Annotated in this window: 23 protein-coding genes and 4 pseudogenes; 12 read left to right on the top strand and 15 right to left on the bottom strand. The window is 66.1% G+C overall.

Annotation, left to right across the window (positions count from 1 at the left end):
- Positions 1–524 precede the first annotated feature (524 nt).
- The 6 genes from FAZ69_RS09410 to FAZ69_RS09380 all read left to right on the top strand — a co-directional run bounded on the left by FAZ69_RS09410 (position 525) and on the right by FAZ69_RS09380 (position 7,229).
- The gene (locus FAZ69_RS09410) at positions 525–1,490 is read left to right on the top strand and encodes an ABC transporter substrate-binding protein (RefSeq protein ID WP_136893667.1); all 966 of its coding nucleotides are present in this window, start codon (positions 525–527) and stop codon (positions 1,488–1,490) included.
- Between the two features lie 154 nt (positions 1,491–1,644).
- Complete coding sequence (locus tag FAZ69_RS09400) at positions 1,645–3,159, top strand: sugar ABC transporter ATP-binding protein (protein WP_136893666.1); 1,515 nt, start codon at positions 1,645–1,647, stop codon at positions 3,157–3,159.
- A gap of 20 nt (positions 3,160–3,179) precedes the next feature.
- Positions 3,180–4,229 carry an ABC transporter permease gene (locus FAZ69_RS09395; RefSeq protein ID WP_136893690.1) on the top strand — a complete coding sequence of 350 codons (1,050 nt, stop codon included), beginning with the start codon at positions 3,180–3,182 and terminating at the stop codon, positions 4,227–4,229.
- The gene (gene yjfF, locus FAZ69_RS09390; RefSeq protein WP_240702160.1) at positions 4,226–5,329 is read left to right on the top strand and encodes a galactofuranose ABC transporter, permease protein YjfF; all 1,104 of its coding nucleotides are present in this window, start codon (positions 4,226–4,228) and stop codon (positions 5,327–5,329) included. The genes FAZ69_RS09395 and yjfF overlap by 4 nt, the downstream gene beginning before the upstream one ends.
- 54 nt (positions 5,330–5,383) lie before the next feature.
- Positions 5,384–6,313, top strand: a complete 930-nt coding sequence (locus FAZ69_RS09385; RefSeq protein ID WP_136893665.1) for a Gfo/Idh/MocA family protein — start codon at positions 5,384–5,386, stop codon at positions 6,311–6,313.
- A 232-nt stretch (positions 6,314–6,545) separates the two neighbouring features.
- Positions 6,546–7,229, top strand: coding sequence for an NAD(P)/FAD-dependent oxidoreductase (locus FAZ69_RS09380; RefSeq protein ID WP_136893664.1), 684 nt, complete (start codon positions 6,546–6,548; stop codon positions 7,227–7,229).
- A gap of 13 nt (positions 7,230–7,242) precedes the next feature.
- Here the strand turns inward: FAZ69_RS09380 and FAZ69_RS09375 are convergent, their stop codons facing one another.
- The 3 genes from FAZ69_RS09375 to FAZ69_RS09365 all read right to left on the bottom strand — a co-directional run bounded on the left by FAZ69_RS09375 (position 7,243) and on the right by FAZ69_RS09365 (position 8,887).
- On the bottom strand, positions 7,243–7,734 hold the full coding sequence (locus tag FAZ69_RS09375) for a free L-methionine (R)-S-oxide reductase MsrC (protein ID WP_136893663.1): 492 nt from the start codon (positions 7,732–7,734) through the stop codon (positions 7,243–7,245).
- 80 nt (positions 7,735–7,814) lie between these two features.
- Complete coding sequence (locus tag FAZ69_RS09370; protein WP_136893688.1) at positions 7,815–8,342, bottom strand: nitrogen fixation protein NifQ; 528 nt, start codon at positions 8,340–8,342, stop codon at positions 7,815–7,817.
- Positions 8,343–8,395: 53 nt separating this feature from the next.
- On the bottom strand, positions 8,396–8,887 hold the full coding sequence (locus FAZ69_RS09365; protein ID WP_439654757.1) for a molybdopterin-dependent oxidoreductase: 492 nt from the start codon (positions 8,885–8,887) through the stop codon (positions 8,396–8,398).
- A 191-nt stretch (positions 8,888–9,078) separates the two neighbouring features.
- On the opposite strand from FAZ69_RS09365, the gene FAZ69_RS09360 reads away from it, so the two are divergent.
- Both FAZ69_RS09360 and FAZ69_RS09355 read left to right on the top strand, forming a co-directional pair.
- Positions 9,079–9,954: an extracellular solute-binding protein gene (locus tag FAZ69_RS09360; RefSeq protein WP_136893662.1), complete on the top strand. Its 876-nt coding sequence runs from the start codon at positions 9,079–9,081 to the stop codon at positions 9,952–9,954.
- Between the two features lie 51 nt (positions 9,955–10,005).
- The gene (locus tag FAZ69_RS09355; RefSeq protein WP_136893661.1) at positions 10,006–11,871 is read left to right on the top strand and encodes an ABC transporter ATP-binding protein/permease; all 1,866 of its coding nucleotides are present in this window, start codon (positions 10,006–10,008) and stop codon (positions 11,869–11,871) included.
- Here the strand turns inward: FAZ69_RS09355 and hpaI are convergent.
- The 7 genes and pseudogenes from hpaI to FAZ69_RS09320 form a co-directional block, all read right to left on the bottom strand.
- A complete protein-coding gene (gene hpaI, locus FAZ69_RS09350) occupies positions 11,825–12,628 on the bottom strand; it encodes a 4-hydroxy-2-oxoheptanedioate aldolase (protein ID WP_136893660.1) in 804 nt (267 codons plus the stop codon). The genes FAZ69_RS09355 and hpaI overlap by 47 nt on opposite strands.
- Positions 12,629–12,685: 57 nt before the next feature.
- Complete coding sequence (hpaH, locus tag FAZ69_RS09345) at positions 12,686–13,489, bottom strand: 2-oxo-hept-4-ene-1,7-dioate hydratase (protein WP_136893659.1); 804 nt, start codon at positions 13,487–13,489, stop codon at positions 12,686–12,688.
- 38 nt (positions 13,490–13,527) lie between these two features.
- Positions 13,528–13,920, bottom strand: coding sequence for a 5-carboxymethyl-2-hydroxymuconate Delta-isomerase (locus FAZ69_RS09340; RefSeq protein WP_136893658.1), 393 nt, complete (start codon positions 13,918–13,920; stop codon positions 13,528–13,530).
- A 25-nt stretch (positions 13,921–13,945) separates the two neighbouring features.
- Positions 13,946–14,794, bottom strand: a complete 849-nt coding sequence (hpaD, locus tag FAZ69_RS09335) for a 3,4-dihydroxyphenylacetate 2,3-dioxygenase (RefSeq protein ID WP_136893657.1) — start codon at positions 14,792–14,794, stop codon at positions 13,946–13,948.
- A gap of 1 nt (position 14,795) precedes the next feature.
- On the bottom strand, positions 14,796–16,259 hold the full coding sequence (gene hpaE, locus FAZ69_RS09330) for a 5-carboxymethyl-2-hydroxymuconate semialdehyde dehydrogenase (RefSeq protein ID WP_136893656.1): 1,464 nt from the start codon (positions 16,257–16,259) through the stop codon (positions 14,796–14,798).
- A 27-nt stretch (positions 16,260–16,286) separates the two neighbouring features.
- Positions 16,287–17,051, bottom strand: coding sequence for a fumarylacetoacetate hydrolase family protein (locus FAZ69_RS09325; protein ID WP_136893655.1), 765 nt, complete (start codon positions 17,049–17,051; stop codon positions 16,287–16,289).
- Between the two features lie 137 nt (positions 17,052–17,188).
- Positions 17,189–17,875, bottom strand: a pseudogene (locus FAZ69_RS09320) (fumarylacetoacetate hydrolase family protein); the annotation flags it as partial.
- A 154-nt stretch (positions 17,876–18,029) separates the two neighbouring features.
- Here FAZ69_RS09320 and hpaR point away from each other — a divergent pair.
- Both hpaR and FAZ69_RS09310 read left to right on the top strand, forming a co-directional pair.
- A pseudogene (hpaR, locus tag FAZ69_RS09315) lies at positions 18,030–18,449 on the top strand (homoprotocatechuate degradation operon regulator HpaR); the annotation flags it as partial.
- A gap of 193 nt (positions 18,450–18,642) precedes the next feature.
- Positions 18,643–18,939 carry a YciI-like protein gene (locus FAZ69_RS09310; RefSeq protein WP_136893652.1) on the top strand — a complete coding sequence of 99 codons (297 nt, stop codon included), beginning with the start codon at positions 18,643–18,645 and terminating at the stop codon, positions 18,937–18,939.
- Between the two features lie 18 nt (positions 18,940–18,957).
- Here the strand turns inward: FAZ69_RS09310 and FAZ69_RS34550 are convergent.
- The 4 genes and pseudogenes from FAZ69_RS34550 to FAZ69_RS09295 form a co-directional block, all read right to left on the bottom strand.
- Positions 18,958–19,101, bottom strand: a pseudogene (locus FAZ69_RS34550) (CorA family divalent cation transporter); the annotation flags it as partial.
- Positions 19,102–19,104: 3 nt separating this feature from the next.
- A pseudogene (locus FAZ69_RS34545) lies at positions 19,105–19,347 on the bottom strand (CorA family divalent cation transporter); the annotation flags it as partial.
- A gap of 40 nt (positions 19,348–19,387) precedes the next feature.
- Positions 19,388–19,957 carry a cupin domain-containing protein gene (locus tag FAZ69_RS09300; RefSeq protein WP_136893650.1) on the bottom strand — a complete coding sequence of 190 codons (570 nt, stop codon included), beginning with the start codon at positions 19,955–19,957 and terminating at the stop codon, positions 19,388–19,390.
- Positions 19,958–20,096: 139 nt separating this feature from the next.
- Positions 20,097–20,630 (bottom strand): hypothetical protein, encoded by a 534-nt coding sequence (locus FAZ69_RS09295; protein ID WP_240702159.1) that lies wholly within the window; start codon positions 20,628–20,630, stop codon positions 20,097–20,099.
- A 76-nt stretch (positions 20,631–20,706) separates the two neighbouring features.
- On the opposite strand from FAZ69_RS09295, the gene cydX reads away from it, so the two are divergent.
- Complete coding sequence (gene cydX, locus FAZ69_RS09290; protein WP_136893649.1) at positions 20,707–20,868, top strand: cytochrome bd-I oxidase subunit CydX; 162 nt, start codon at positions 20,707–20,709, stop codon at positions 20,866–20,868.
- Positions 20,865–21,485, top strand: a complete 621-nt coding sequence (locus tag FAZ69_RS09285; protein WP_136893648.1) for a P-loop nucleotide/nucleoside kinase family protein — start codon at positions 20,865–20,867, stop codon at positions 21,483–21,485. The genes cydX and FAZ69_RS09285 overlap by 4 nt, the downstream gene beginning before the upstream one ends.
- 202 nt (positions 21,486–21,687) lie before the next feature.
- Here the strand turns inward: FAZ69_RS09285 and FAZ69_RS09280 are convergent, their stop codons facing one another.
- Positions 21,688–22,785 (bottom strand): saccharopine dehydrogenase family protein, encoded by a 1,098-nt coding sequence (locus tag FAZ69_RS09280; RefSeq protein WP_136893647.1) that lies wholly within the window; start codon positions 22,783–22,785, stop codon positions 21,688–21,690.
- Positions 22,786–22,852 lie beyond the last annotated feature (67 nt).

Genomic DNA, 22,852 nt, shown 5'->3' with positions numbered 1-22,852 from the left:
TGACCGGGCGCCCGTCGAAAACGTGATCGGGAAGGCCCTGGTTCTTCATCCAGCTGCGGTACATGAAGCCGTTCTTGTCGGCCGTGCCGAACCATTGGGCGGAGCGGAGCTTGCGAGGTTTGTTGGTCATGTTGTGTGCCTGACTTCTTTGTATAGTAAGACTATTAAGTAAACCGTTGACGAGCAACCTACAGGTTCTAGCTAAACTTTTCTGGGGCTGCCTGATCGCGCCAGTCTACGATTTTGCACGAAAACCCGCTATCTGAGCGAGGTAAGTACAAGTCACGATACAGAAATAGCATGACTAATTGAGACAACAAGCTAGGGAAAACGCTAGTCGAAACCCGCGCTGGTGCTACATATAGTATGGCTATTAGCGCTTCTGCTGACCGCTTGGAAAGCACGCGTCTGAAATGGCAGTCGTTGTGAAAGTGGCGCTAGCGTTCGTCGTCACGTCGCTTAGCCGTGAATGCCGGACCCAGTTGCACCGCGCCGAAATAAACCCTAAAAAATCGGAGACGGAAATGGAACACACCAGACGCTTGGCACTTCGTGCGCTCATCGGCGGCGTACTATCGCTGGCGGCCCTCGGGGCGCACGCGCAGGAAAAGCAGATCACGCTGGGCTTCGCGCAGGTCGGCGCCGAAAGCGCCTGGCGCACGGCCAACACCGTGTCGGTCAAGCAGGCGGCCAAAGAGGCCGGCATCAACCTGAAATTCTCCGACGCGCAGCAAAAGCAGGAAAACCAGATCAAGGCGATCCGCTCGTACATCGCGCAAAAGGTCGACGTGATCGCGTTCTCGCCCGTGGTCGAATCGGGCTGGGAGCCGGTGCTGACCGAGGCGAAGAACGCTCACATTCCGGTGATCCTCACCGACCGCTCGATCGACGTGAAGGATCAGTCGCTCTATGTGACGATGATCGGCTCCGACTTCATGGAGGAAGGCCGCCGCGCCGGCCGCTGGCTTGAAGAGCACTACAAGAACGATGCGGGCCCGATCAACATCGCCGAGCTGCAAGGCACGGTCGGTTCCGCGCCCGCCAATGACCGTCATTCCGGCCTGATGGAAATCATCAAGAACGATCCGAAGTTCAAGATCATCGCGTCGCAAAGCGGCGACTTCACGCTCGCCGGCGGCAAGCAGGTGATGGAGGCGTTCGCGAAGACCTACGGCAAGCAGATCAACGTCGTCTACGCGCACAACGACGACATGGCGCTCGGCGCGATCCAGGCGATGGAGGAAGCGGGCATCAAGCCCGGCAAGGACGTGAACGTCGTCTCGTTCGACGCGACCAAGGGCGGCTTCGAAGCGATGATCGCGGGCAAGATCAATGTCGACGTCGAATGCAGCCCGCTGCTCGGGCCGCAGCTGATGACCGCGGTGAAGGACGTCGTCGCGGGCAAGCAGTTGCCCAAGCGCATCGTCACCAACGAAACCGTGTTCCCGATGAGTGTTGCGGCACAGATCCTGCCGCAACGCAAATACTGAGTGCCCCCAGACCTGTCGCTGCGCGCCAGGCCCCCCGAGGGGGTCAAGAAAACTTGGGGCGGCCCGGCGTTTTCTTGAAAGTTTTTGAGGCGCTTCTCGCGGGTTCGGCCACCCTGAAATCGTGCCGGACCCGCGACTCTTTTTTGCCAAGTCCATGAGCGAAGCCCCTATTCTCGAAGCCATCGGCATCAGCAAATCGTTTCCGGGCGTCAACGCGCTGCAAGGCGTCGACTTCCGGCTCTTTCCCGGCGAGGTCCATACGCTGATGGGCCAGAACGGCGCCGGCAAATCGACGCTCATCAACGTGCTGACCGGCGTGCATGCGCACGACGCCGGCGAGGTGCGTCTGAACGGCGAGCCCGTGCGATTCGCAGCGCCGCTCGAAGCCGAGGCGGCCGGCATCCAGACGCTATATCAGGAGATCAACCTCTGCCCCAACCTGTCGGTCGCGGAGAACGTGTTCGCGGGACGCCAGCCGAAGCGGCGCGGGATGATCGACTGGAAGACGATCCACGCACGCACCGAGGCGGCGTTGGCCGACTTGAACGTGTCGCTCGACGTGACCAAGTCGCTCGACGCCTACCCGATCGCCGTGCAGCAGATGGTGGCGATCGCGCGCGCGGTGTCGGTCGATGCGCGCGTGCTGATCCTCGACGAGCCGACCTCGAGCCTCGACGACAGCGAGGTCGCCCGCCTCTTCGACGTGCTGCGCAAGCTCAAGCGCTCGGGCATCGCGATCCTGTTCGTCACGCATTTTCTCGAGCAGACGTATGCGATCTCCGATCGCATCACCGTGATGCGCAACGGCGAGCGCGAAGGCGAATATCCGGCGAAGGACCTGCCGGTCGAGCGGCTCGTCTCGAAGATGGTCGGGCATGAGCGGATGAGCGAGCGCCTGAAGCAGGCCGCCACCGAGGCGCCGGTCTCCAAGAGCGAGGCGCCGCCGTTCGTGACGATGCGCGGCGTGGGCCGGCGCGGCCTCATGAGTCCCGTCGACATCGACGTGCAGCCGGGCCAGATCCTCGGCCTCGCGGGGCTGCTCGGCTCAGGGCGCACGGAAACCGCGCGCCTCCTGTTCGGCGCCGAGCGCGCCGATACGGGGACGGTGAGTGTCGGCGGCAAGGCGGTCAAGCTCGGCTCGCCGCACGACGCCGTGCGGCAGGGAATCGGCTATTGCCCCGAAGACCGCAAGAAGGAAGGCATCGTCGCCGAGCTGTCGATTCGCGAGAACATCATTCTTGCCCTGCAGGCGCGGCGCGGCTGGTGGCGCGCGATCAGCAAGGCCAGACAGCGCGCGATCGCCGACGATTACATCAAGCAACTCGGCATCAAGGCGAGCGACGCGGAACAGCCGATCGCGCTGCTCTCGGGCGGCAATCAGCAGAAAGTCGTGCTGGCGCGCTGGCTCGCAACGCAGCCGAAGATGCTGATCCTCGACGAGCCGACGCGCGGCATCGATGTCGCCGCCAAGTTCGAAATCATGGACCGCGTGCTCGCGCTCTGCGCGAAGGGGCTCGGCATTCTCTTCATCTCGTCCGAGGTCAGCGAGGTCGTGCGCGTGAGCCACCGGATCGCGGTGCTGCGCGACCGCCGCAAGGTGGCCGAGGTTGCGGGCAATGCGGCCTCGGAAGACCAGGTCTATCGGCTGATCGCGGGAGACAGTCAATGAATGCCCTCGTGAATCCCCTCATGAACCCGATCAAGGCGGCGCTCAAGCATTCGCTCTTCTGGCCTGCGGTCACGCTCGCGCTTCTGATCCTGCTCGATCTCGCGCACCGCTCGAATTTTCTCGCGATCTCGATCCTCGACGGCCACCTGTTCGGCGCGCCGGTCGACATCCTCAACCGTGCCGCGCCGCTCGTCATCGTGTCGCTCGGCATGACGCTCGTGATCGCGACGCGCGGCATCGACATCTCCGTGGGCGCAATCGTCGCGATTGCCGGCGCGGCGGCGGCCACCGTGCTCGCGGCCGATCCGTCGCAGGTCGGCACGGCCGTGCTGGCCGCGCTCGGCGTGGGCGTGCTCGCGGGCATCTGGAACGGCTTGCTGGTCGCCTTCGTCGGCATGCAGCCGATCATCGCGACGCTGATCCTGATGGTGGCGGGCCGCGGCGTGGCGCAATTGCTGACGGGCGGCCAGATCATCCCGATCGGCTCGCACGGCTATCTCGTGCTCGGCGACGGCTATCTCGCGGCCGTGCCCTGCTCCGTCTGGATCGCGATCGGCGCGGTGGCGATCACCTCGCTGCTCATGAACCGCACGGCGCTCGGGCTGTTCATCCGCTCGATCGGGATCAATCCGGTCGCGACGCGCCTCGTCGGCCTGCGATCGAGCGCGATCGTGTTCAGCGTCTATGTGTTCTCCGGGTTGACGGCGGCGATTGCGGGCGTCATCGCGAGCTCGAACGTGCGCAGCGCCGACGGCAACAACGCGGGCCTCCTGCTCGAGCTCGACGCGATTCTCGCGGTGACGCTCGGCGGCACGTCGCTGCTCGGCGGACGCTTCAGCCTCGCGGGCACGGTGGTCGGCGCGCTCATCATCCAGACGCTCACCTACACCACCTACTCGATCGGCGTGCCGCCCGAAGCGACGCTCGTCGTCAAGGCCGTGGTCGTGCTGCTCGTCAGCGTGATCCAGTCGGCGAGCGCCCGCGCACTTTTCGCGCGCTACTTGAAACGCGCAGCCGGATTCGCCCGGCCCCAGCCGCTGGCAGGAACCAACACGGGAACCACAAAATGAAGAACAGGCTGGGACGTCTCGTCGATCCCCGCACGCTGCCGATCGTCGTCACCGTCGCGCTCTTCGTCGCGCTGTTCGGTTTCGGCTCGGTGATGTACACGGGATTCTTCTCGCTGCAGGTGCTGTTCGGGCTACTGGTCGACAACGCGTTTCTGCTGATCGTCGCGATCGGCATGACGTTCGTGATCGTGTCGGGCGGGATCGATCTGTCGGTGGGCGCAGTCGTTGCGCTCACAACGATCTTTTGCGCCGTGCTCGCCGAGCGCTTTCATTGGCCCGTGTGGGCAATCCTGCCGCCCGTGCTGCTGTTCGGCGCGCTCTACGGCGCTTCGATGGGCGCGCTGATTCATTTCTTCCGCTTGCAGCCGTTCATCGTCACGCTCGCGGGCATGTTCCTCGCGCGCGGCGCGTGCTTCCTCATCACGACGCAATCGATCACCATCAACGAGCCGACCTTTCATGCGCTCGCGGGCTTCAGCGTGGCGCTCGGCAGCGGCTCGCTCAATACCGGCGCGCTGATCGCGCTCGCGACGCTCGCCGTCGCGATCTACGTCGCGCACTTCACGCGCTTCGGGCGCAATGTCTACGCGATCGGCGGCAACGAGCGCTCGGCGCTCTTGATGGGGCTGCCCGTCGCGCGCACGAAGATCGGCGTGTACGCGTTCTCCGGCTTCTGCTCCGCGCTCGGCGGCGTGGTGTTCACGCTCTACGTGCTGTCCGGCTACGGCCTGCAGGGCCAGGGCATGGAGCTCGATGCGATCGCGGCCACCGTGATCGGCGGCACGCTGCTCACGGGCGGCGTCGGCTATGTGATCGGCTCGGTGTTCGGCGTCGGCATACTCGGCACGATCCAGACGCTGATCACCTTCGACGGCACGCTCTCCTCGTGGTGGACCCGCATCGTGATCGGCGCGCTGCTGTGCGTGTTCTGCCTGCTGCAACGCGTGATCGAACGGCACGCGGCGCACCGCAAGTCGAATGGCACGACGGGGCTCGGCGCGGAAGCGAAGACGCATGGCGGGCCGCGCCGTCCGAATCCTGCGGGCGATCCCGCGACGGGCGACAAGGTCGATTTCGCAGCCATGGCGCCGCGCAGCTGAAGGACTCACAATGCCCTCCATGTGCAATGGAGACATCCATAACCTGACCTCACGATGAACACCAAACTCTCTATCGCGATCGTCGGCGTCGGCAAGATCGCCCGCGATCAACATCTGCCTGCGATCGCCAACGGCAACGGCTTCGAACTGGTGGCCTGCGCGAGCCGCAACGCCAAGGTCGACGGCGTGCGCAATTATCCGGACATCGATGCGCTGCTCGCCGAGGAGCCCTCGCTCGACGCCGTGTCGCTGTGCGCGACACCGCAGGTCCGCTTCGAGCAGGCGCGCGCCGCGCTCGCGGCTGGCAAGCACGTGATGCTGGAGAAGCCGCCGGGCGTGAGCCTGAACGAAGTCGAGGTGCTGCGCGCCATGGCCGCCGACGCCGGGCGCACGCTCTTCGCGACCTGGCACTCGCGTCACGCGCCCGCGGTGGAAACAGCGCGTGACTGGCTCGCCGAGCGCACGATCCGCTCGGTCGAGGTGCGCTGGAAAGAGGACGTGCGGCGCTGGCATCCGGGCCAGGCGTGGATCTGGGAGCCGGGCGGGCTGGGCGTCTTCGATCCGGGCATCAACGCGCTCTCGATCGTGACGCGCATCCTGCCGCGCGAGATCGTGCTGCGCTCGGCGCTGCTGTCGGTGCCTGCCAACGTGCAGACGCCGATCGCCGCGGACCTCGAGTTCGCCGACGAGCACGGCGTGCCGGTCCACGTGGAGTTCGACTGGCGCCACGGCCCTGTCGAGCAATGGGAAATCCAAGTCAAGACCGATGATGGGCTGCTGCACCTGTCCGAGGGCGGCAAGCGCCTGGACATCGCCGGCGCGCCGGTGAGCCTCGGAGCGGAGCGCGAATACCCGTCGCTATACGAACGGTTCCGCTGGCTGATCGACCATGGCGCGCAGGACGTCGACGTGCGCCCGTTCCGGCACGTTGCCGATGCATTCCTGCTCGGCAACCGGCGCGAGGTCGAACCGTTTGTAGGCTGAACAGTTCGCTTCATCTTGCGGCGTTCGGCAACACGAGCTGTTTCGAACGCCGCTCACTCATTTCCCACGAACCTTCGCTCTCCATACTGGCGCACCGCTCGCGCTGAAGCACAGCGCGAGCGGTCCCATCGACACCCTCGCCTCACTCGCGTCTCATCACGCCGAGTCGAGTGCTTCATCGACATTTCAAGCAAGACAGGTCCATCCTTTTCAAGCGGGCTCGCGTGCGCGCATCGGCCGGAATGCCCCGCTTTTTATCCAGGTCTTCGAACTCGGCCTGCTCGAAATCAAGGCCCATGTGGTCGATTCGCTGCCCGTCGTCGGCGGCCAGTGCGTCGAGCTCTATCCGGACAAACCGATCTACGACATTCCCGCCGTACCTGTCTGCACCGGCCAGCAGCTCGCCGACCAGCGCTTCTTCGTGCGCACGAGCAAGGGCACGGAATTCATCACGACGACGATTTTCATCGCAGCGGGCGTTGGCTCGTTCCAGCCGCGCACGCTGAAGGTATCCGGCATCGACAAGCATCACGGGCGGCAGCTCTTCTACTGCATGCGCGATCCGGAACCGTTCCGCGACAAGGACATCGTGATCTGCGGCGGCGGCGATTCCGCACTCGACTGGGCGCTCCAGCTTGGGCCGCTCGCGAACTGGGGGCTCGAAGTCGAGCGCCGGCAGATCAAGGTCAATACCGCGACGTTCGAAACCAGTATCCCCGGCATCTTCGCGGTCGGCGACATCAACACCTATCCCGGCAAGAAGAAGCTGATCCTCTCGGGCTTCCACGAGGCGGCGCTGGCGGCGTTCGGCGCGGCGCCCTACGTGTTCCCGGGCAAGAAGATCCACATGCAGTACACGACCACCAGCACGAGGCTGCATCATGTGCTCGGCGTGGAATCGCCGGTGTTCGACTGAGCGAAGGCCGGTCTTACCCGCCCCAGCGCTCGACGAAGACGCGGCACAGCGCCTCCATCCCCTTCGCATCCTCGTCGTCGAAACGGGCGAGCACGGGGCTGTCGACATCCCATACGCCGATCAGCGAGCCGTCGGCGGCGACGAGCGGCACGACGATCTCCGATTGCGATGCGGAATCGCAGGCGATGTGGCCCGCGAATTGATGCACGTCGCGCACGACCTGCGTGCTGCGCGTCTCGGCCGCCGTGCCGCAGACGCCCTTGCCGAGCGCGATGCGCACGCAGGCGGGCTTGCCCTGGAACGGGCCGACGACGAGCTCGGCGCCATCGAAGAAATAGAAGCCGGCCCAGTTGAGGCCGGGCAGCGAGTGATAGACGAGCGCAGAAAAGTTGGCCGCGTTGGCAATCCGGTCGGTTTCGCTGCCGACAAGCGCGCGGGCCTGCGCGACGAGTTCTTGATAAAGCTCGGCCTTGGGCAAGTTGGAATCGACGGAAGCGGAAAACATGGGCTGTGCGTGAGGGGAAAAGAAGAGCCGCAGTGTACGGCAGACGGCGGCGGCATGCAGACGACGCCTTCACAGCCACTTCACGACGTGCTCGGAAAGCAATGCCCGTATTCTTCGCACCCCGGACAGCCCGGCGCCGGCCCCGGCGCATTTCCCTGCGACAAGGCCAACTCCTGCGCGAGAAATTTTTTCCAGCGCAGATTGGCGACGTTGCGCGCCACGAGCGCGGGGAAATAGCGTTCTAGCATGGCGGAGACCTCGTCGCGGCCGCTCAGGCCCAAGTCGCGCCAGAGATGATCGGGGCGCAAGCAGGCGTGGGCGACGATCGACGCCAGGCACTGCGCGTCGCCGGCATTCACGTCGGCGCTTGCATGTGCCAATAGCAACGCGCGCAGCGCCGGCACGAATTCGCCATGCGCGGCATCGCTGATCGCCGCAGCAGCGCGCAAGGACGGCGCCGCCGTCCGCGCGTAGTGCCGCGCAAACAGCGCGCTCCACTGCCCCATCGAGAGCCCCAGCAGCACCTCGTCGTGCCGCGCCGCGCGCGCCGCGACGAGCTTGGCGAACAAGCGGGTATCGGTCGAATCCGGGTTTGCGGCCTGCTCCATCAGCGCAGCGAACGCTCGCGCAGCGGCATCGGGCGCGTCCTCCGGCTCCGCGTTCACGGCACGAGCACGCGCGCGACGATGCGCGCGAGCCGCTTGACATGCCGCGGCGCCGAATGCCGATCCGAACCCGAAAACAGGATCGGCGCGCCCTCTTCTGCGCCGAGCGGCTGTCCATCGCACTCGTAGGCGATCAGCACGCGCTCGCCGACCGGCGTATTGAAGAGTTCGTGCCACGAAAACGTGACGGCGTAGCCGTCGTGCGCGACCGCCATGAACACAGTCCGCTTGAAATCCGTCGGCGACTCGTTGAGCAGGCCGGCTGCGCCGATCACGTCCGTCAGGCGCGCGCCCCGGTAGCCGCCGACGCCGCGGACAAAGCGCTTGGTCTTGAAGCAGCGCAAATCGAACGGCGCGGCGACGATGCTTTCGAACGCGCGCAAGTCGTCTAGGCTCAGGGAAAGCGGCCGGCACACCTGCCCGCTTACGGCAAGGGCGTCATCGGTTGCGTGGCCGGCCAGTTCGAGCGCGGCGTTCGTCATCGTCATGGCGTTTCCTCGGGAGTCGGTTGCGGCAATCCGGGACTACCGCTGTATCGGCGCATATATTACGCTCGATGCATACGCCCGCACGCTGCCCGCCACGCCATAGGCAACATATCGAATCCCGTATTTGCTGCGGGCATCCCGCGTCAAGCCAGCGTAATATTCCGACCTTTATAACGCGAAGGAGAACAACAATGATTCGCAAGCTGCTGACCGCCGCGGCGCTCGCCGCCGGCGTGATCTCGGCATCCCCCGCCCTGGCCCAGGACGGCACGGTGAACGTCCTGTACGCGGGATCGCTCGTCAACCTGATGGAGCGCAGTGTGGGCCCGGCCTTCGAAAAGGAGACCGGCCTGAAATTCCGCGGCTACGCGGCGGGATCGAACAAGATCGCCAATGAGATCAAAGGCAAGCTGCGCCGCGGCGACGTGTTCATCAGCGCGAGCCCGAAGGTCAACACGGGCCTGATGGGCGCGGCCAACGGCGACCACGTGAGCTGGTACGTCAACTTCGCCGAGTCGCCGCTCATGATCGGCTATAACCCGAAGAGCACGTTCGCGGCGGACTTCAAGACCAAGCGCTGGGACCAGGTCCTGCAGGAGCCGGGCATCCGCATCGGCCGCACCGATCCGAAGCTCGATCCGAAGGGCGCGTTCACCGTGGAGATGGTGACCAAGGCCGCCGATCTCTACCACCAGCCGGATCTCGTCCAGAAGATCCTCGGCGATGCCGAGAACCCGGCGCAGGTCTTGCCTGAGGAAACGCTCGTCGGACGGCTGCAGTCCGGCCAGCTCGACGCGGGCTTCTTCTACTCGACCGAAACCTCGGACCTGAAGATTCCGGCGCTGCGTCCCGCGCCCGAGCTGCAAGCCAAGGCGAGCTACACGCTGACGATCCTCAACGACGCTCAAAACGCGGCCGGCGCCGCGCGCTTCGTCAACTTCCTGATGAGCGCCAAGGGCCGCGCGCTGCTCGAGGAGCATGGCGTCGATCTCGTCAAGCCCGCCGTCACCGGCAGCACCGATGCGATTCCGTCGCCGGTCCAAGCCGTGATCGATGCGGCGCGATAAGGCTGCCGTGCCTAAGTTGCCCGCTTTATCCGCATTGCCGACCAGGAACCCATGAAGCCGCTTGCCGCCCGTCCGCTCTTCTGGCTTGCCGCGCTGCTCGCCGTGTACCTTTGCGCGCCTTTCGCCGCGAGCGTGCCGCAGCTCGGCTACGCCGACTGGGCGAACGTCGACTGGCGGGCGACGTGGTCCGCGGTCGGCGTGTCGGCGGCGAGCGCGAGCGTCGCGTCGCTCGTGATCCTCGCGGGCGGCGTGCCGCTCGGGTATTTCCTCGCGCGCTCGACCTCGCGCAAGATGGCCCTGCTCGGCTTCATCGTGCAGTTGCCGCTTGCGCTGCCGCCGTTGACGAGCGGCGTGCTGCTCCTGTTCCTGCTCGGGCCCTACAGCCCGATCGGCCGCGTCACGGGCGGCATCCTCACCGATTCGTTCGCCGGCATCGTGCTCGCGGAGACGTTCGTCGCCGCGCCGTTCCTCGTCATCGCGGCCAAATCCGCGTTCGCCGCCGTCGATCCGGTGCTCGACGACGTCGCCGCGACGCTCGGTCATCACGCGGGCAGCCGCTTCCTGCGGGTCATGCTGCCGGTCGCGTGGCCCGCGATACGCGCCGGTCTCGCGCTCGCCTGGCTGCGCGCGTTCGGCGAATTCGGCGCGACCGTGATGGTTGCCTATCACCCGTATTCGCTGCCGGTTTATACCTATGTGGTGTTCGGCGGACAGGGGCTGCCCGCGATGATGCCGCTCCTGTTGCCGACGCTCGCGATCGCGATCGTCTGCGCGGCGCTGTCGATCTATAGCCGTCGGCAGCGCGTCGGCATGTTGCCGGCCGAGAGCGCCGACGACGCCGACGCGCCCGCCGGCCGCGCCACGCGTCCCGCCGCCGAAGATCTGCAGCTCACGTTCCATCTGACCCGCCATCTCGGCTCGTTCGGCCTCGATATCGCCTACACGGCCGCGACGCGCCGGCTGGCGATCATCGGTCCGTCGGGCTCGGGGAAATCGCTCGCGCTGCGCCTCATCGCGGGGCTCGAGCGCAACGAGGGCGGCGCAGTGCGGCTCGGCGCGACCGATCTCGGCGCGCTGCCGCCCGAGCGCCGCCAGATCGGCTACATGCCGCAGGACTACGGCCTGTTCCCGCACATGACGGTGGCGCAGCAGCTGGCCTTTCCGGTCGGCGCCGATGCGGCCGGCGCGCGCTATTGGGTCGAGCACCTGGGCCTGTCGACGCTTATCGCGCGTCTGCCGCACGAGCTGTCGTTCGGCCAGCGGCAGCGCGTGGCGCTCGCTCGCGCGCTCACGCGCCACAGCCGGTTGCTGCTGTTCGACGAGCCGTTCGCCGCGCTCGATACGCCGCGCCGCCGGCGCCTGCAGCAGTCGCTGCGCGCGCTGCAGCGCGAGATCGCAGCGGTGACGGTCCTCGTCACCCACGATCCCGACGAAGCCGCGCTGCTCGCCGACGAAGTGCTCGTGATCGAGCATGGCCGACTGCTGCAGGCGGGGGCGATCGAAGCCGTGTACGAGAAGCCCGCGTCGATGCGCGTGGCCGAGCTGCTTGGGCTCGGCAATGTCGGCGAAGGGATCGTATGCGCCCCGGGGCGGGTGCGGATTGGCCGCGACCTCATACTGCCGCTCGCCGGCGAATCGCTGGCAACCGGGCAGCGCGTGATGTGGCGCGTCTCCTCGCAGGCGATTGGCGCGTCGCCGAATGGCGCGCACGCGGGCACGATCGACGCCGTCGAGTTGCGCCGCGGCGAGCGCTATGTGCGAATCGAAACCGGCGGCGTGCGCCTCGACGTCGCCAGCGACGACCCGCGCTGGCAAATCGATACGCAGCAGCGCTTCAATATCGACCCGGCCGGCGTATCGGTCTGGACGATCAGTAAGTCGAATCCGCAGGACGCGCGGCTTCCGGCGCTCGCTTGAAACGCGCGGCCAACTGCTCGGCGCCGCGCGCGAGCAGCGTCGTATCGACACCCACGGCAACAAACGTCGCCCCGGCGTCCAGATAGCGGCGCGTCGCCGTCTCATCGGCTGACAGAATCCCCGCACCCTTGCCCGCCGCGCGAATCATGGTCAGCCCCACCTCGATGGCGTGCTGCACGTCGGGATGATTCGGGTTGCCCAGATGCCCGAAATCCGCTGCCAGATCGGCGGGGCCGATGAACACGCCGTCCACGCCGTCGACGGCCGCAATCTCGGCCAGGTTCGCCAGCGCCTCGCGTGTCTCGACTTGCACGAGCACCGCAATTTCCTGGTTCGCGCGATGCAGATACTCAGGCACGCGATTCCAGCGCGACGCACGCGCGAGCGCACTGCCGACACCGCGCACGCCCTGCGGCGGATAGCGCGTCGCCGCCACTGCCGCGCGCGCTTCCTCGGCGTTCTGCACCATCGGCACGAGCAGTGTCTGCGCACCGATGTCGAGCACCTGCTTGATGAGCACCGTATCGTTCCACGGCACGCGCACCACGGGCTGCGACGGATACGGCGCGATCGCCTGGAGCTGCGCGAGCATCGTCGTCAGCGTATTGGGCGCGTGCTCGCCGTCGATCAGCAGCCAGTCGAAACCGGCGCCCGCGACGACCTCCGCGCTGTACGGGTTCGCGAGCCCGAGCCACAGGCCGATGAGCGGCTCGCTGCCGCGCAGCGCCGCCTTGAAGGTATTCACCGGAAACCGCATCTGAATGGACTCCTTGTTGCTGTACCGCTTGATGCCGCTGACAAAGCATCCGTCGGCTTAGCCGAAATAACAGTGGATGGTGCCAAGCGGGCCGTAGTCGACGCTGAACGTGTCGCCTTTCCTGGCCGCGCAAGGCCGCGTGAACGATCCGCCGAGGATCACCTGCCCCGGCTCCAGCGCGACGTCGAACGGCGCGAGCTTGTTCGCGAGCCACGCGACACCATTGGCCGGATGGTTGAGCACGCCCGCCGCGACGCCGGTTTCCTCGACCACGCCGTTGCGCGACATGATCGCCGCGACCCAGCGCAAATCGACGTCGTGCGGCCGGACCGGCCGGCCGCCGAGCACGACGCCCGCATTCGCGGCGTTGTCGGCGATCGTGTCGAACACCTTGCGCGGCCGCTTTGTCTCGGGGTCGATCGAATGGCTGCGCGCATCGATGATCTCGAGCGCGGGCGTCACGTAGTCGACCGCGTCGTAGACATCGAAGATCGTGCAGTTCGGCCCCTTGAGCCGCTTGCCGAGAATGAACGCGAGCTCGACCTCGACGCGCGGCACGATGAAGCGGTCGACGGGCACGGTGCCGCCTTCGGCGAAGAACATGTCGTCGAGCAGCGCGCCGAAATCGGGTTCGTCGATCTGGGACGTGTACTGCATGGCCTTCGACGTCAGCCCGATCTTGTGCCCCTTCAGCACGCGCCCTTCGGCGATTTTCATGGCGACCCACTCGCGCTGGATCGCGTAGGCGTCGTCGATCGTGATGTCAGGGTGGTCGAGCGAGATCTGGCGAATCTGCTCGCGATTGCGCTCGGCTTGGTGGAGCTTCTTCGCCAGCAGTTCGATCGTGCTTTGGCTCAGCATGATGTGCGATTCCCCAATGGAAGTTCCGAGCGTGACGCTCAGGAGGCGCGCTTGTAGCGCGCGTGAATGTTGTTGTGCTTGTAAGTGCCGCTTTCGCTGAACTCGATCAACTCCATCGACAGCGCCAGGTAGCGCTTCGCGTACACCTCGGCGAAGTGCGCCTTGACGGCTTCGAACAGCTCGTCGCAGGTTTTCTTCTTCACTGCGTCGCTGCGCCCCGCGCCGATTTTCAGCGTGATGTGGACGAAGGCGTCGTCCTCGGCGCCGTCGGCCACGCGGTAGTCGTGCAATTCGATTGCGCGCGAGCGGATGCCGCCGATCGGGAACGCGCCGTCCTGTGCGATCAGCGTGTCGTTGATCGTCTTCAAGAGCGCGGGGATGCGGGCCTCGGCGCCGAGGTTGGCGGTGTATTCGACGGTGATGTGGGGCATGTAGAGGCTCCTTCGATGAGCGGCTTCAAGGCAACGGAAAAATCGCGTTGATCTGCCCGGTGCCCGAGCTCGCGAAGTAATCGGTGACGATCTCGACCGGCTTGTCGTACTTGTCCCAGCCGAGCAGGCCGAGCAGCATCGCCGTGTCGTGCATCCCGCCCTCGCCGAAGCAATGCGCGTTGTACTCGGGCAGCATCTTGCAGAAGGTCGCGAAGTCACCCGCCTTCCAGAGCTGGACGACGCGCTCGTCCACTTGCCGGAAAAACTCGCGGCTGATCATGTGGATCGCTTCTTCGGGGCTGCCGTTGTCGTTGAAGCGGTGCGAAAGCGAGCCGCTCGCGAGGAACGCGACGTTCGCATCGCTCGCCTCGATCGCGTCCTTGAGCGCCGCGCCGAAGCGCCGGCTCTCGTCGAGCTGGTGCCACGCGCACCAGCCCGCGATCGACACGACCTTGAAATGCTGGTCGCCGTTCATGTAGCGCATCGGCACGAGCGTGCCGTACTCGAGTTCGAGGCTGTCGATCTCGTGCGCGCGCGTGAACACGCCCTGCTCGGTCGCTCTCGCCGCGATCAAGCGCCCGAGTTCCGGGTTGCCCGGATAGTCGTACGCCATGTTCTTGATGAAGTGCGGCAGCTCGTTGCTCGTGTAGACGCCCTTGAAACGGCTGTTGCAGTTCACGTGATAGCCGGCGTTGACGAGCCAGTGCACGTCGGACACGACGATCGTATCGACGCCGAGCTCGCGGCAGCGCTCGCCGATGCGCTTGTGCCCGTCGATCGCGGCCTGCCGGCAGCCGTGATGCGGCCCTGGCAGCTCGGACAAATACATCGACGGCACGTGCGTGATCTTGGCGGCCAAGGAAAGCTTGCCCATCTCAGACTCCCCACTTCGGAATGTGATGGCTGCCCATCGAGATGCAGACGTTCTTCACTTCCGCGAACACCTCGAAGCTGTACTCGCCGCCTTCGCGGCCCGTGCCCGAGGCCTTCACGCCGCCGAACGGCTGGCGCAGGTCGCGCACGTTCTGGCTGTTGACGAACACCATGCCCGCCTCGATGCCGCGCGCGAGACGATGGACCTTGCCCACATCCTGCGTCCAGATGTACGACGAAAGGCCGTACTGCGTGTCGTTGGCGAGCCGCAGGCCGTCGTCTTCGTCGTCGAACGGAATCAGGCAGGCGACCGGGCCGAAGATCTCCTCCTGCGCGACGCGCATGCGGTTGTCGACGCCCGCGAGCACGGTCGGCCGCACGAAGTTGCCGTTCTTCAGATGCGCGGGCAGGTCCGCCGGCTTGTCCGGGCCGCCGGCCATGATCTTCGCGCCTTCCTGCTCGCCGAGGCGGATGTAGCCCGTCACCTTCTCCCAGTGGGCGCGCGTGATCATCGCGCCGAGGTTGGTCTTCTCGTCGGCCGGGTCGCCGACGATCAGGCGGTTGGCGCGCTCCGCGAACTTGCGCACGAATTCGTCGTAGATCGAGCGCTGGATGAAGATGCGCGAGCCCGCGGTGCAGCGCTCGCCGTTGATCGAGAAGATCGTGAAGAGCGAGGCGTCGAGCGCGCGCTCGAGATCCGCGTCGTCGAAGATCAGCACGGGCGACTTGCCGCCGAGCTCCATCGAGTACTTCTTCAGGCCCGCGCTTTCGAGGATCCTCTTGCCGGTCGCCGTGCCGCCGGTGAACGACACCGCGCGCACGTCGGGGTGACGCACGAGCGCGTCGCCAGCCGTCGCGCCGTAGCCCTGCACGACGTTGAACACGCCGGGCGGAATGCCCGCTTCGAGCGCCAGCATGCCGAGCTGGTCGGCCGTGAGCGGCGAGAGCTCCGACATCTTCATCACCGCCGTGTTGCCGAGCGCGAGGCACGGCGCGGTCTTCCAGGTCGCCGTCATGAACGGCACGTTCCACGGCGACACCAGCGCGCACACGCCGACCGGCTGGTAGAGCGTGTAGTTCAGCATCTGGTCGTCGACCGGATAGGTGCGGCCGTTCATCTGCACGCAGACTTCGGCGAAAAAGTTGAAGTTTTCCGATGCGCGGGGGATCAGCTGCTTCTTCGTTTGCGAGATCGGCAGGCCGGTGTCCTGCGTCTCCAGCGCGGCGAGCTGGGGCACGTTCTTGTCGATCAGCTCGCCGAGCTTGCGCATCAGCTTCGCGCGCTCCTTGGCGGGCGTGCTCGCCCACTTCGGGAAGGCGTCCTTCGCGGCCTGCACCGCGAGATCGATTTCCGGCGCGCCGCCCGAGGCGACCGCGGAGATTTCCTCGCCCGTCGCCGGGTTGTAGGTGATGAAGGTGTCGCGGCTCTCGACTTGCTTGCCGTTGATCCAGTGCTTGATGGTCATCTCGTTTGCTCCTTTGGCCGGCGCCGTTCAGCCCGCGCGGTAATAGTCGGTTTCACTGACGATCGAATTGACGAGCCGGCCGACGCCTTCGATCTCGGTCACGATCTCGTCGCCCGGCTTCGTATCGGCGAGGCCCTCCGGCGTGCCCGTGAGGATCACGTCGCCCGGCGAGAGCGTCATGAAGCTGCTCAGGTATTCGATCAGGGACGCGATGTCGAAGATCATGTCGCGCGTCGAGCCGCGCTGCGTCTCGTTGCCGTTGACGAACGTGCGCAGCGTGAGGTTCATCGGGTCCGGCACGTCGTCGCGGTCGACGAGCCACGGCCCGAGCGGCGTGCAGGTGTCGCGGTTCTTCACGCGCAGGTTCGGGCGGTAGTAGTTCTCGAGGTAGTCGCGAATCGCGTAATCGTTCGCGACCGTGTAGCCCCGCACGCAATCGTAGGCCGCCGCGCGCGGCACGTTGTGCGCGGTCTTGCCGATCACCACGGCGAGCTCGCACTCGTAGTGCATGTAGGCCGCGTCGGCCGGACGCACGGTCTGCGCACGATGGCCGACGAACGTGTTCGGGCCTTTGAGGAAGACGAGCGGCTCTTCGGGGGCCTTGAACGCGAGCTCCTTCGCGTGGTCGGCGTAGTTCAGGCCGAGCGCGAAGGCCGTGCGCGGCTCGACGGGCGGCAGCCAGCTCACGTCGCGCTCTTCGAGCACGCGGCCGGTGTCGAGGCGGATCAGGCCGACGCCCGCGGGCGTCGCGGTGTGGACCGCGCCGTTGAATACCACACGTGCCGTTTTCATCGTGCCTCCCGCCGGGCCGCCCCAAGGGAGGCATCCGCCCCCTTGGGGGGCAGCGAACGTGTCGATCCGGAGTTAGCGCCTTCGGCGCTTACTCCGGTCCCATGCAAAGCCAAGTGAGCGTGGGGGCCGTCAATCTTCTCCGTCACGAGCGTATGCGTCAGCGTTCCCACTTCGCCGATGGCGATTTCGACCTTGTCCCCTGCCCGGGCGCGCGGCGCGTTGGCCGGCACGCCGATCAGCAGCACGTCGCCGGCGTCGAGCGTCATGAAGGACGTGACGTCGGCAATCAGGCGCGCCACCGGGCGCACCAGGTCGCTCGTGCTGGTTTCGAGCCGGGTCTCGCCGTTCACGCGCACCGCGAGCGACAGGCGGTCCGGCTCGCGCACGGCGTCGCGCGCCACGACCGACGGCCCGAGCGGGCAGAAGCCGTCGCGGCACTTGAAGCGCACGGCGGGGCGGTAGTAGCTCGGATGCGGGACGCTCACGTCGCTCGCGACCGTGTAGCCGAGCACGTGATCGAGCGCGTCGTCCGCCGATACGCGCGTCGCGCGGCGGCCGAACACGACGCCGAGCGTCGCGCCGATTTCGAGCTCGCCGAAGCCGCCCGGCACGCTGACCGAGGCGCCGTCGCTAGCGTGCGTGTTGGCCGGCTTGATATAGAGAATCGGCGCTTGCGGCGGCTTGCCGTACGGCGCGGCGTTGACCGCCTCGCCCAGCGCGGCGAGCGCGCTGCGGAAATTCAGCAGCACGCCGTAGACGGTTTTCAGCTCGACTTCGCCGCGCGGCGTGCGCGTGGCCTTGTCAGTCACCAGCGGTAGTCTCATCGGCTTCTACTCCTTGCTCATGGGCAGGATGGGTTGCCGGAACATATTAATTAATATATTAACCATAGGCAAGATTTTCTGCCAATAGTTGACGGCGCTACCCTGCGCGACGCGTCCTTGCTAAGATTTTGGTTTTGCCTTCCCTTCCCGAACCATGACCCGCCCGTTCGACCACCGCAATCTCGCGATGCTGCTGCTGCAGGCGCGCGAAACGCTGATGGGAATGTTCCGTCCGATCCTCAACGAATTTTCGCTGACCGAGCAGCAATGGCGCATCATCCGCACGCTCGATGCCCAGCCGTCGCGCGAGCTCGAAGCGGGCCAGATCGCGAAGCTCTGCTGCATCCTGAGCCCGAGCCTGACCGGCGTGCTCGAGCGCATGGAGCGCGACGGCTTGATCCGGCGCATGCGCCCGCTTGCCGACCAGCGCAAGCTCGTCGTGACGCTGACGCCCAAGAGCGCGGAGCTGGTGGCGCAGATCGGCCCGCGCGTCGATGCGCAATACCAGTTGCTCGAAGAGCGTCTCGGCACGAGCGCGCTCGATGAAACGTATCAGCATCTCGACCGCCTGATTGCTGCGCTGCCGCGCAACGACGGCGAGGAAGCCGATGCGGCCGGCGAGCCGCGGCGAGCCCGCTCCCGGGCGGCGCGAACGCTGGCGTGACGGTTGTCGCGCGGCCTCCGATGCTGCGCGGCAGCACCGCACGGCACGAGGTCACGCGATGTTATTGAATATATTAATTGTGTGAAATTTCAGGAGACGATTCATGCATTACCTGCTCATGTACGATCTCGCGTCCGACTACCTCGAACGCCGCGCTCAATATCGCGCCGAACACCTCGCACTGGCCTGGGCAGCCGTGGAACGCGGCGAACTGCTGCTCGCCGGCGCGCTCGCCGACCCCGTCGACGGCGCGGTGCTGCTGTTCCAGGGGGAATCCACGGCGGCGGCCGAGGCGTTCGCCGCCAACGACCCCTATGTCCGCAACGGGCTGGTGACGAACTGGAAGATCCGGCCGTGGACGACCGTGGTCGGCGAGCACGCGGCAACGCCAGTGCGCTGAGGCGCTAACGCGCGCCGCTCAGAGCCACCCGGCTTTCCTGAAGCGCCACCAGAGCACGATATCGATCGCCACCATCACGGCGAGGCAGGTGTGATATCCGTACTTCCAGCTCAGCTCGGGAATGCTCTGAAAATACATGCCGTAGATGCCGGCGATCATCGTCGGCACGGCGAACAGCGGGTCGCCGTACTCGTCGATCTTCGGACGCTGGTGGCCGTGTTGCGCGTCTTCGATGCTGAGCTCGTGCAAGCCGAATTGCCGCTGCATCTGCTGGAGCTCGCCGGGCTCGGGGTCCTTCAGCGCGACCCAGACGAAGCATTCGGGCCGGGAAACGTAGCTGTTGATATCGGCGATGTCGATGTCGGCGAGCTTTCGGCCGTCTTGATAGACGACGCAGTTGATCAGCATGCCTTCGTTACCTTCGGTCCATCATTCGTGACAGGCGCGCTCACGCCGGCGAGCGCGGCGCCAGGCGCAGGATCAGCGCCGCATGGTCCGGGTGTGCGTCGGCAAGCGCCGCGGCGTCGGCCAGCTCGAACTCGCTGAACTCGAACCCCGGCGCGACCGTGCAGCCGACGAGCGCGAAGCCGGCCGCGATAGCCTCCGAGTCCGAGTCAAGCGCGGGACACTCCGCCGCGAACCAGCAGCCCGCCGGCACGACGGCCTGGAACACAGCGTCGTCGCGCGCCAGCGCATTGCCGAGCCGGTGCGTGACGAGCCGTCCGGCGGCGTCGAGCACATGCACGTCGAGCGGATCGCCCGCGTAGAAATGCCAGACCTCGTCGGAGCGGATGCGATGCCACGCCGAATAGGCGCCGTCACTGAGCATGTAGTAGATGCAGGTCGAGGCCGAGCGGGAAATGCCACCCGCCGCGTCGTGATTCAGCGCTGCGGGCCCAAGGAGGCGCGCGACACGCGCCGAATCGCGATGCGTCTCACGGTAATGGCCACCTTCCGGATGAGGCAGCAGTCCGAAACGCTCGATCAGGCGGTGCTTCGCGTGGCTGGCTGAGTTCATCGGGTCACACTCCTCGAAATAGGCGTTTGCACGTCAAGCGGCCGCATGTTAGCGCAATTGCGCGGCGCGCCGGGCCGAACCGCGCGCGCCGCGGCGCGTCCGGCAACGCCCGTCGCAAGGCAGCAGCCGCTTCGTCAGCCTAATGCGGCACGCGCCGCAGGCCGATGCGATGGTCCTTGTCGAACGCGACGCTCGCGACATTCGTATAGCGGGCATCGACGGTGAAACGAATCTCGACGACCGGATCGAACTGCGTCGATACCGCCAGCCGATGCACGCCCGGGCTCAGATAGAACACGACGTGCTCGCCGTTCTGCAGATCCGTGACCTGCGCGCCGTCGACGTAGACGAGCGCATCGCGAAACCGCACGATCACGTTGTCGGTGCGCTCGCGGCGCAGGTCGACGGCGACCTTGTCCGCGGCTGGCTGCGTGAGATCGGGCTTGAGAATGCGCTCGGCCGGTACTGGCCTGAACGCCACGGGTGCGGCAGGCGTGGCGGCACAGCCGCCGAAGAGCGCGCTTGCGGCGACGCACGCCGCAAGCGCGCCAGCCACCCTCGTGCGTCGCGCCGCTCTCGTCTTCTCTTCGTTGCCCATGCGCACCCCGGTCGTCGGCCTCGAATGCGCACGAGTGTAGCGGCTCGCCGTGCGCGCGTGCAGCGCGCGGCGCACACAGCGCGCCAGACCGTTCGCTCTTGCGCCGCCGGGCGTTCTTGATCATGATCGGACGTATCTCAAGGAGACCGCCATGTGGTATTTCGCCTGGATACTCGGTATCGGCGTCGCGCTCGGCTTCGGCATCATCAACGTGATGTGGCTCGACGCCAACGACACCTTCGCGCACGATTCCGCCGAAAGCGCGAAAGACGCGAAAGCACCGGCGGACAACGCAAAGGACCAGCATTCGTGACCCATCTGGTATTTCTCTGCGGCCACGCGGGCACGGGCAAGACGACGATCGCCAAGCGCCTGATCGGGCCGCTGATGCGCGCGACGGGCAACGCGTTCTGCCTGCTCGACAAGGACACCCTCTACGGGCAATACAGCGCCGCCGCGATGCAGGCTCTGACCGGCGACCCGAACGACCGCGACAGCCCCCTCTTCCTCCAGCATCTGCGCGACCCCGAGTACCGCGGCCTTATCGATACCGCGCGCGAGAATCTCGAGCTCGGCATCAGCGCCGTGGTGATCGGGCCGCTTTCGCGCGAGATTCGCGACCGGCGTCTGTTCGACCGTCAATGGCTCGGTATCGCGGACGATGTGGCGATCCGGATCGTCTGGGTGTTCACGTCTGAGGAGACTGCGCACGCGCGCATCGTCGCGCGCGGCAATCCAAACGATGCGTACAAGCTCACGCATTGGGACGAGTACAGGCAGCGCCGCTTCGTGCCGTCCGGCGCCGCGCGCGAGGGCCTGCTGATGTTCGACAACACGGCGCCAAGCGCCGCCGATTTCGATGCGCTGCTCCGCGATATCGTGCAGGCGCCGCCACGGCCGGCCACGATCCTGCCGCCGGGGCCTGTGTGAGAGCGCTATAACCGGCGCCTGAAAACGTAACGGCCACGCACTCCATGACGAGCACGTGGCCGTTTTTTCTTGTGTCGGCGGTTGCGAATCCGGCGCTTCAGCCAGGCGGCGTCCGCCCGTTTCTCTCAGATAGCGCCAGCACGTGATGCGTCAGCCTGTCCGCTCGAGCAGGCTGTCGAACACGGCCCTCCAAAGGCAGCGCTCAAACCGTCGCCATCGCGCCGAGCGTCTCGCCTTCATAGAGCTTGCCGAAGCGATTGCCGAGGAACTCGCTCAGCGACACCTGCTCCTGGCGCACGAATCCGCTTTGCGGCAGCTTCTTTTCGCGGAACAGGTCGAGCACCGCGCACATCGCGCCGGCCGTCGTGATCTGGATCGCGCTCATCGGCATGCCGCACACAGTCTTCGCGAAGATCTTGCGCGTGAACACGTCCTGCACGAGCTGGCCGTCGCGAATGCCCGTCACGGTGATGAAGACGAGCACCACGTCCTGCGCGGTCGACGGCACGGCGCGGCGCATGATCGTCTTGAGCGTGTCGCGGTCGCTCGACAGGCGCAGCTCTTCGAGCAGGAACTTGATGAGGTCGCGGTGCCCCGGATAGCGGACCGACTTGTAGTCGAGCGATTCGACGCGGCCCGACAGCGTCTCGCATAGCGTGCCGAGGCCGCCCGAGGTGTTGAACGCTTCGTATTCGATGCCGTCGAGCGAGAAGTGCTCGAGGCCTTCGAGCGGCTGGACCCATTGCGTGCGGTTGTCGCGAATCGCTTCGCACGGCTGGCAGTATTCGTTGATGAGGCCGTCGACGCTCCAGGTCAGGTTGTACTTGAGCGCATTGGTCGGAAACTCGGGCAGCGCGCCGACGCGCATCTTCACTTCGCGGATCTCCGAGAAGCGGTTCGCCAGTTCATGCGCGGCGATGCCGATGAAGCCGGGAGCCAGGCCGCACTGCGGCATGAAAGCGTGCGCCGCGCCATCCGCGAGGCTGCGGATCGCGTTGGTCGCGCGCACGTCCTCGGTGAGGTCGAAGTAGTGGACGCCCGCGGCCTTCGCTGCAGCGGCCACGTTCACGGCGAGGTAGTACGGCAGCGCGTTGACGAGCGCGTCGAACCCTTGCACGGCGCTTTGAATGGCGCTCGCATCGGCCGAATCGACGCGTTCGATGGGAATCCCCTCTTTGTCGAGCTTGGCGAGCGCGTGCGGGTCGCGGTCGAACGCAACGACTTCGTAGTCGCCGGTCTCACGAAGCATGTGGGCAATGGTGTGGCCGATCAAACCGGCACCGACGATGGCAACTTTCATGCGCTTCTCCTGATTCTTCCGTGTGTCGTGAATGGAAACTCTGCACACAGTGTAGGGAGGCGCAAAA

The sequence above is a fragment of the Trinickia terrae genome, assembly GCF_005144415.1.
Taxonomy (GTDB): domain Bacteria; phylum Pseudomonadota; class Gammaproteobacteria; order Burkholderiales; family Burkholderiaceae; genus Trinickia_A; species Trinickia_A terrae.
Note: the sequence above shows the minus strand (reverse complement) of the source record. Positions and strands in the feature narration are given on the sequence as shown.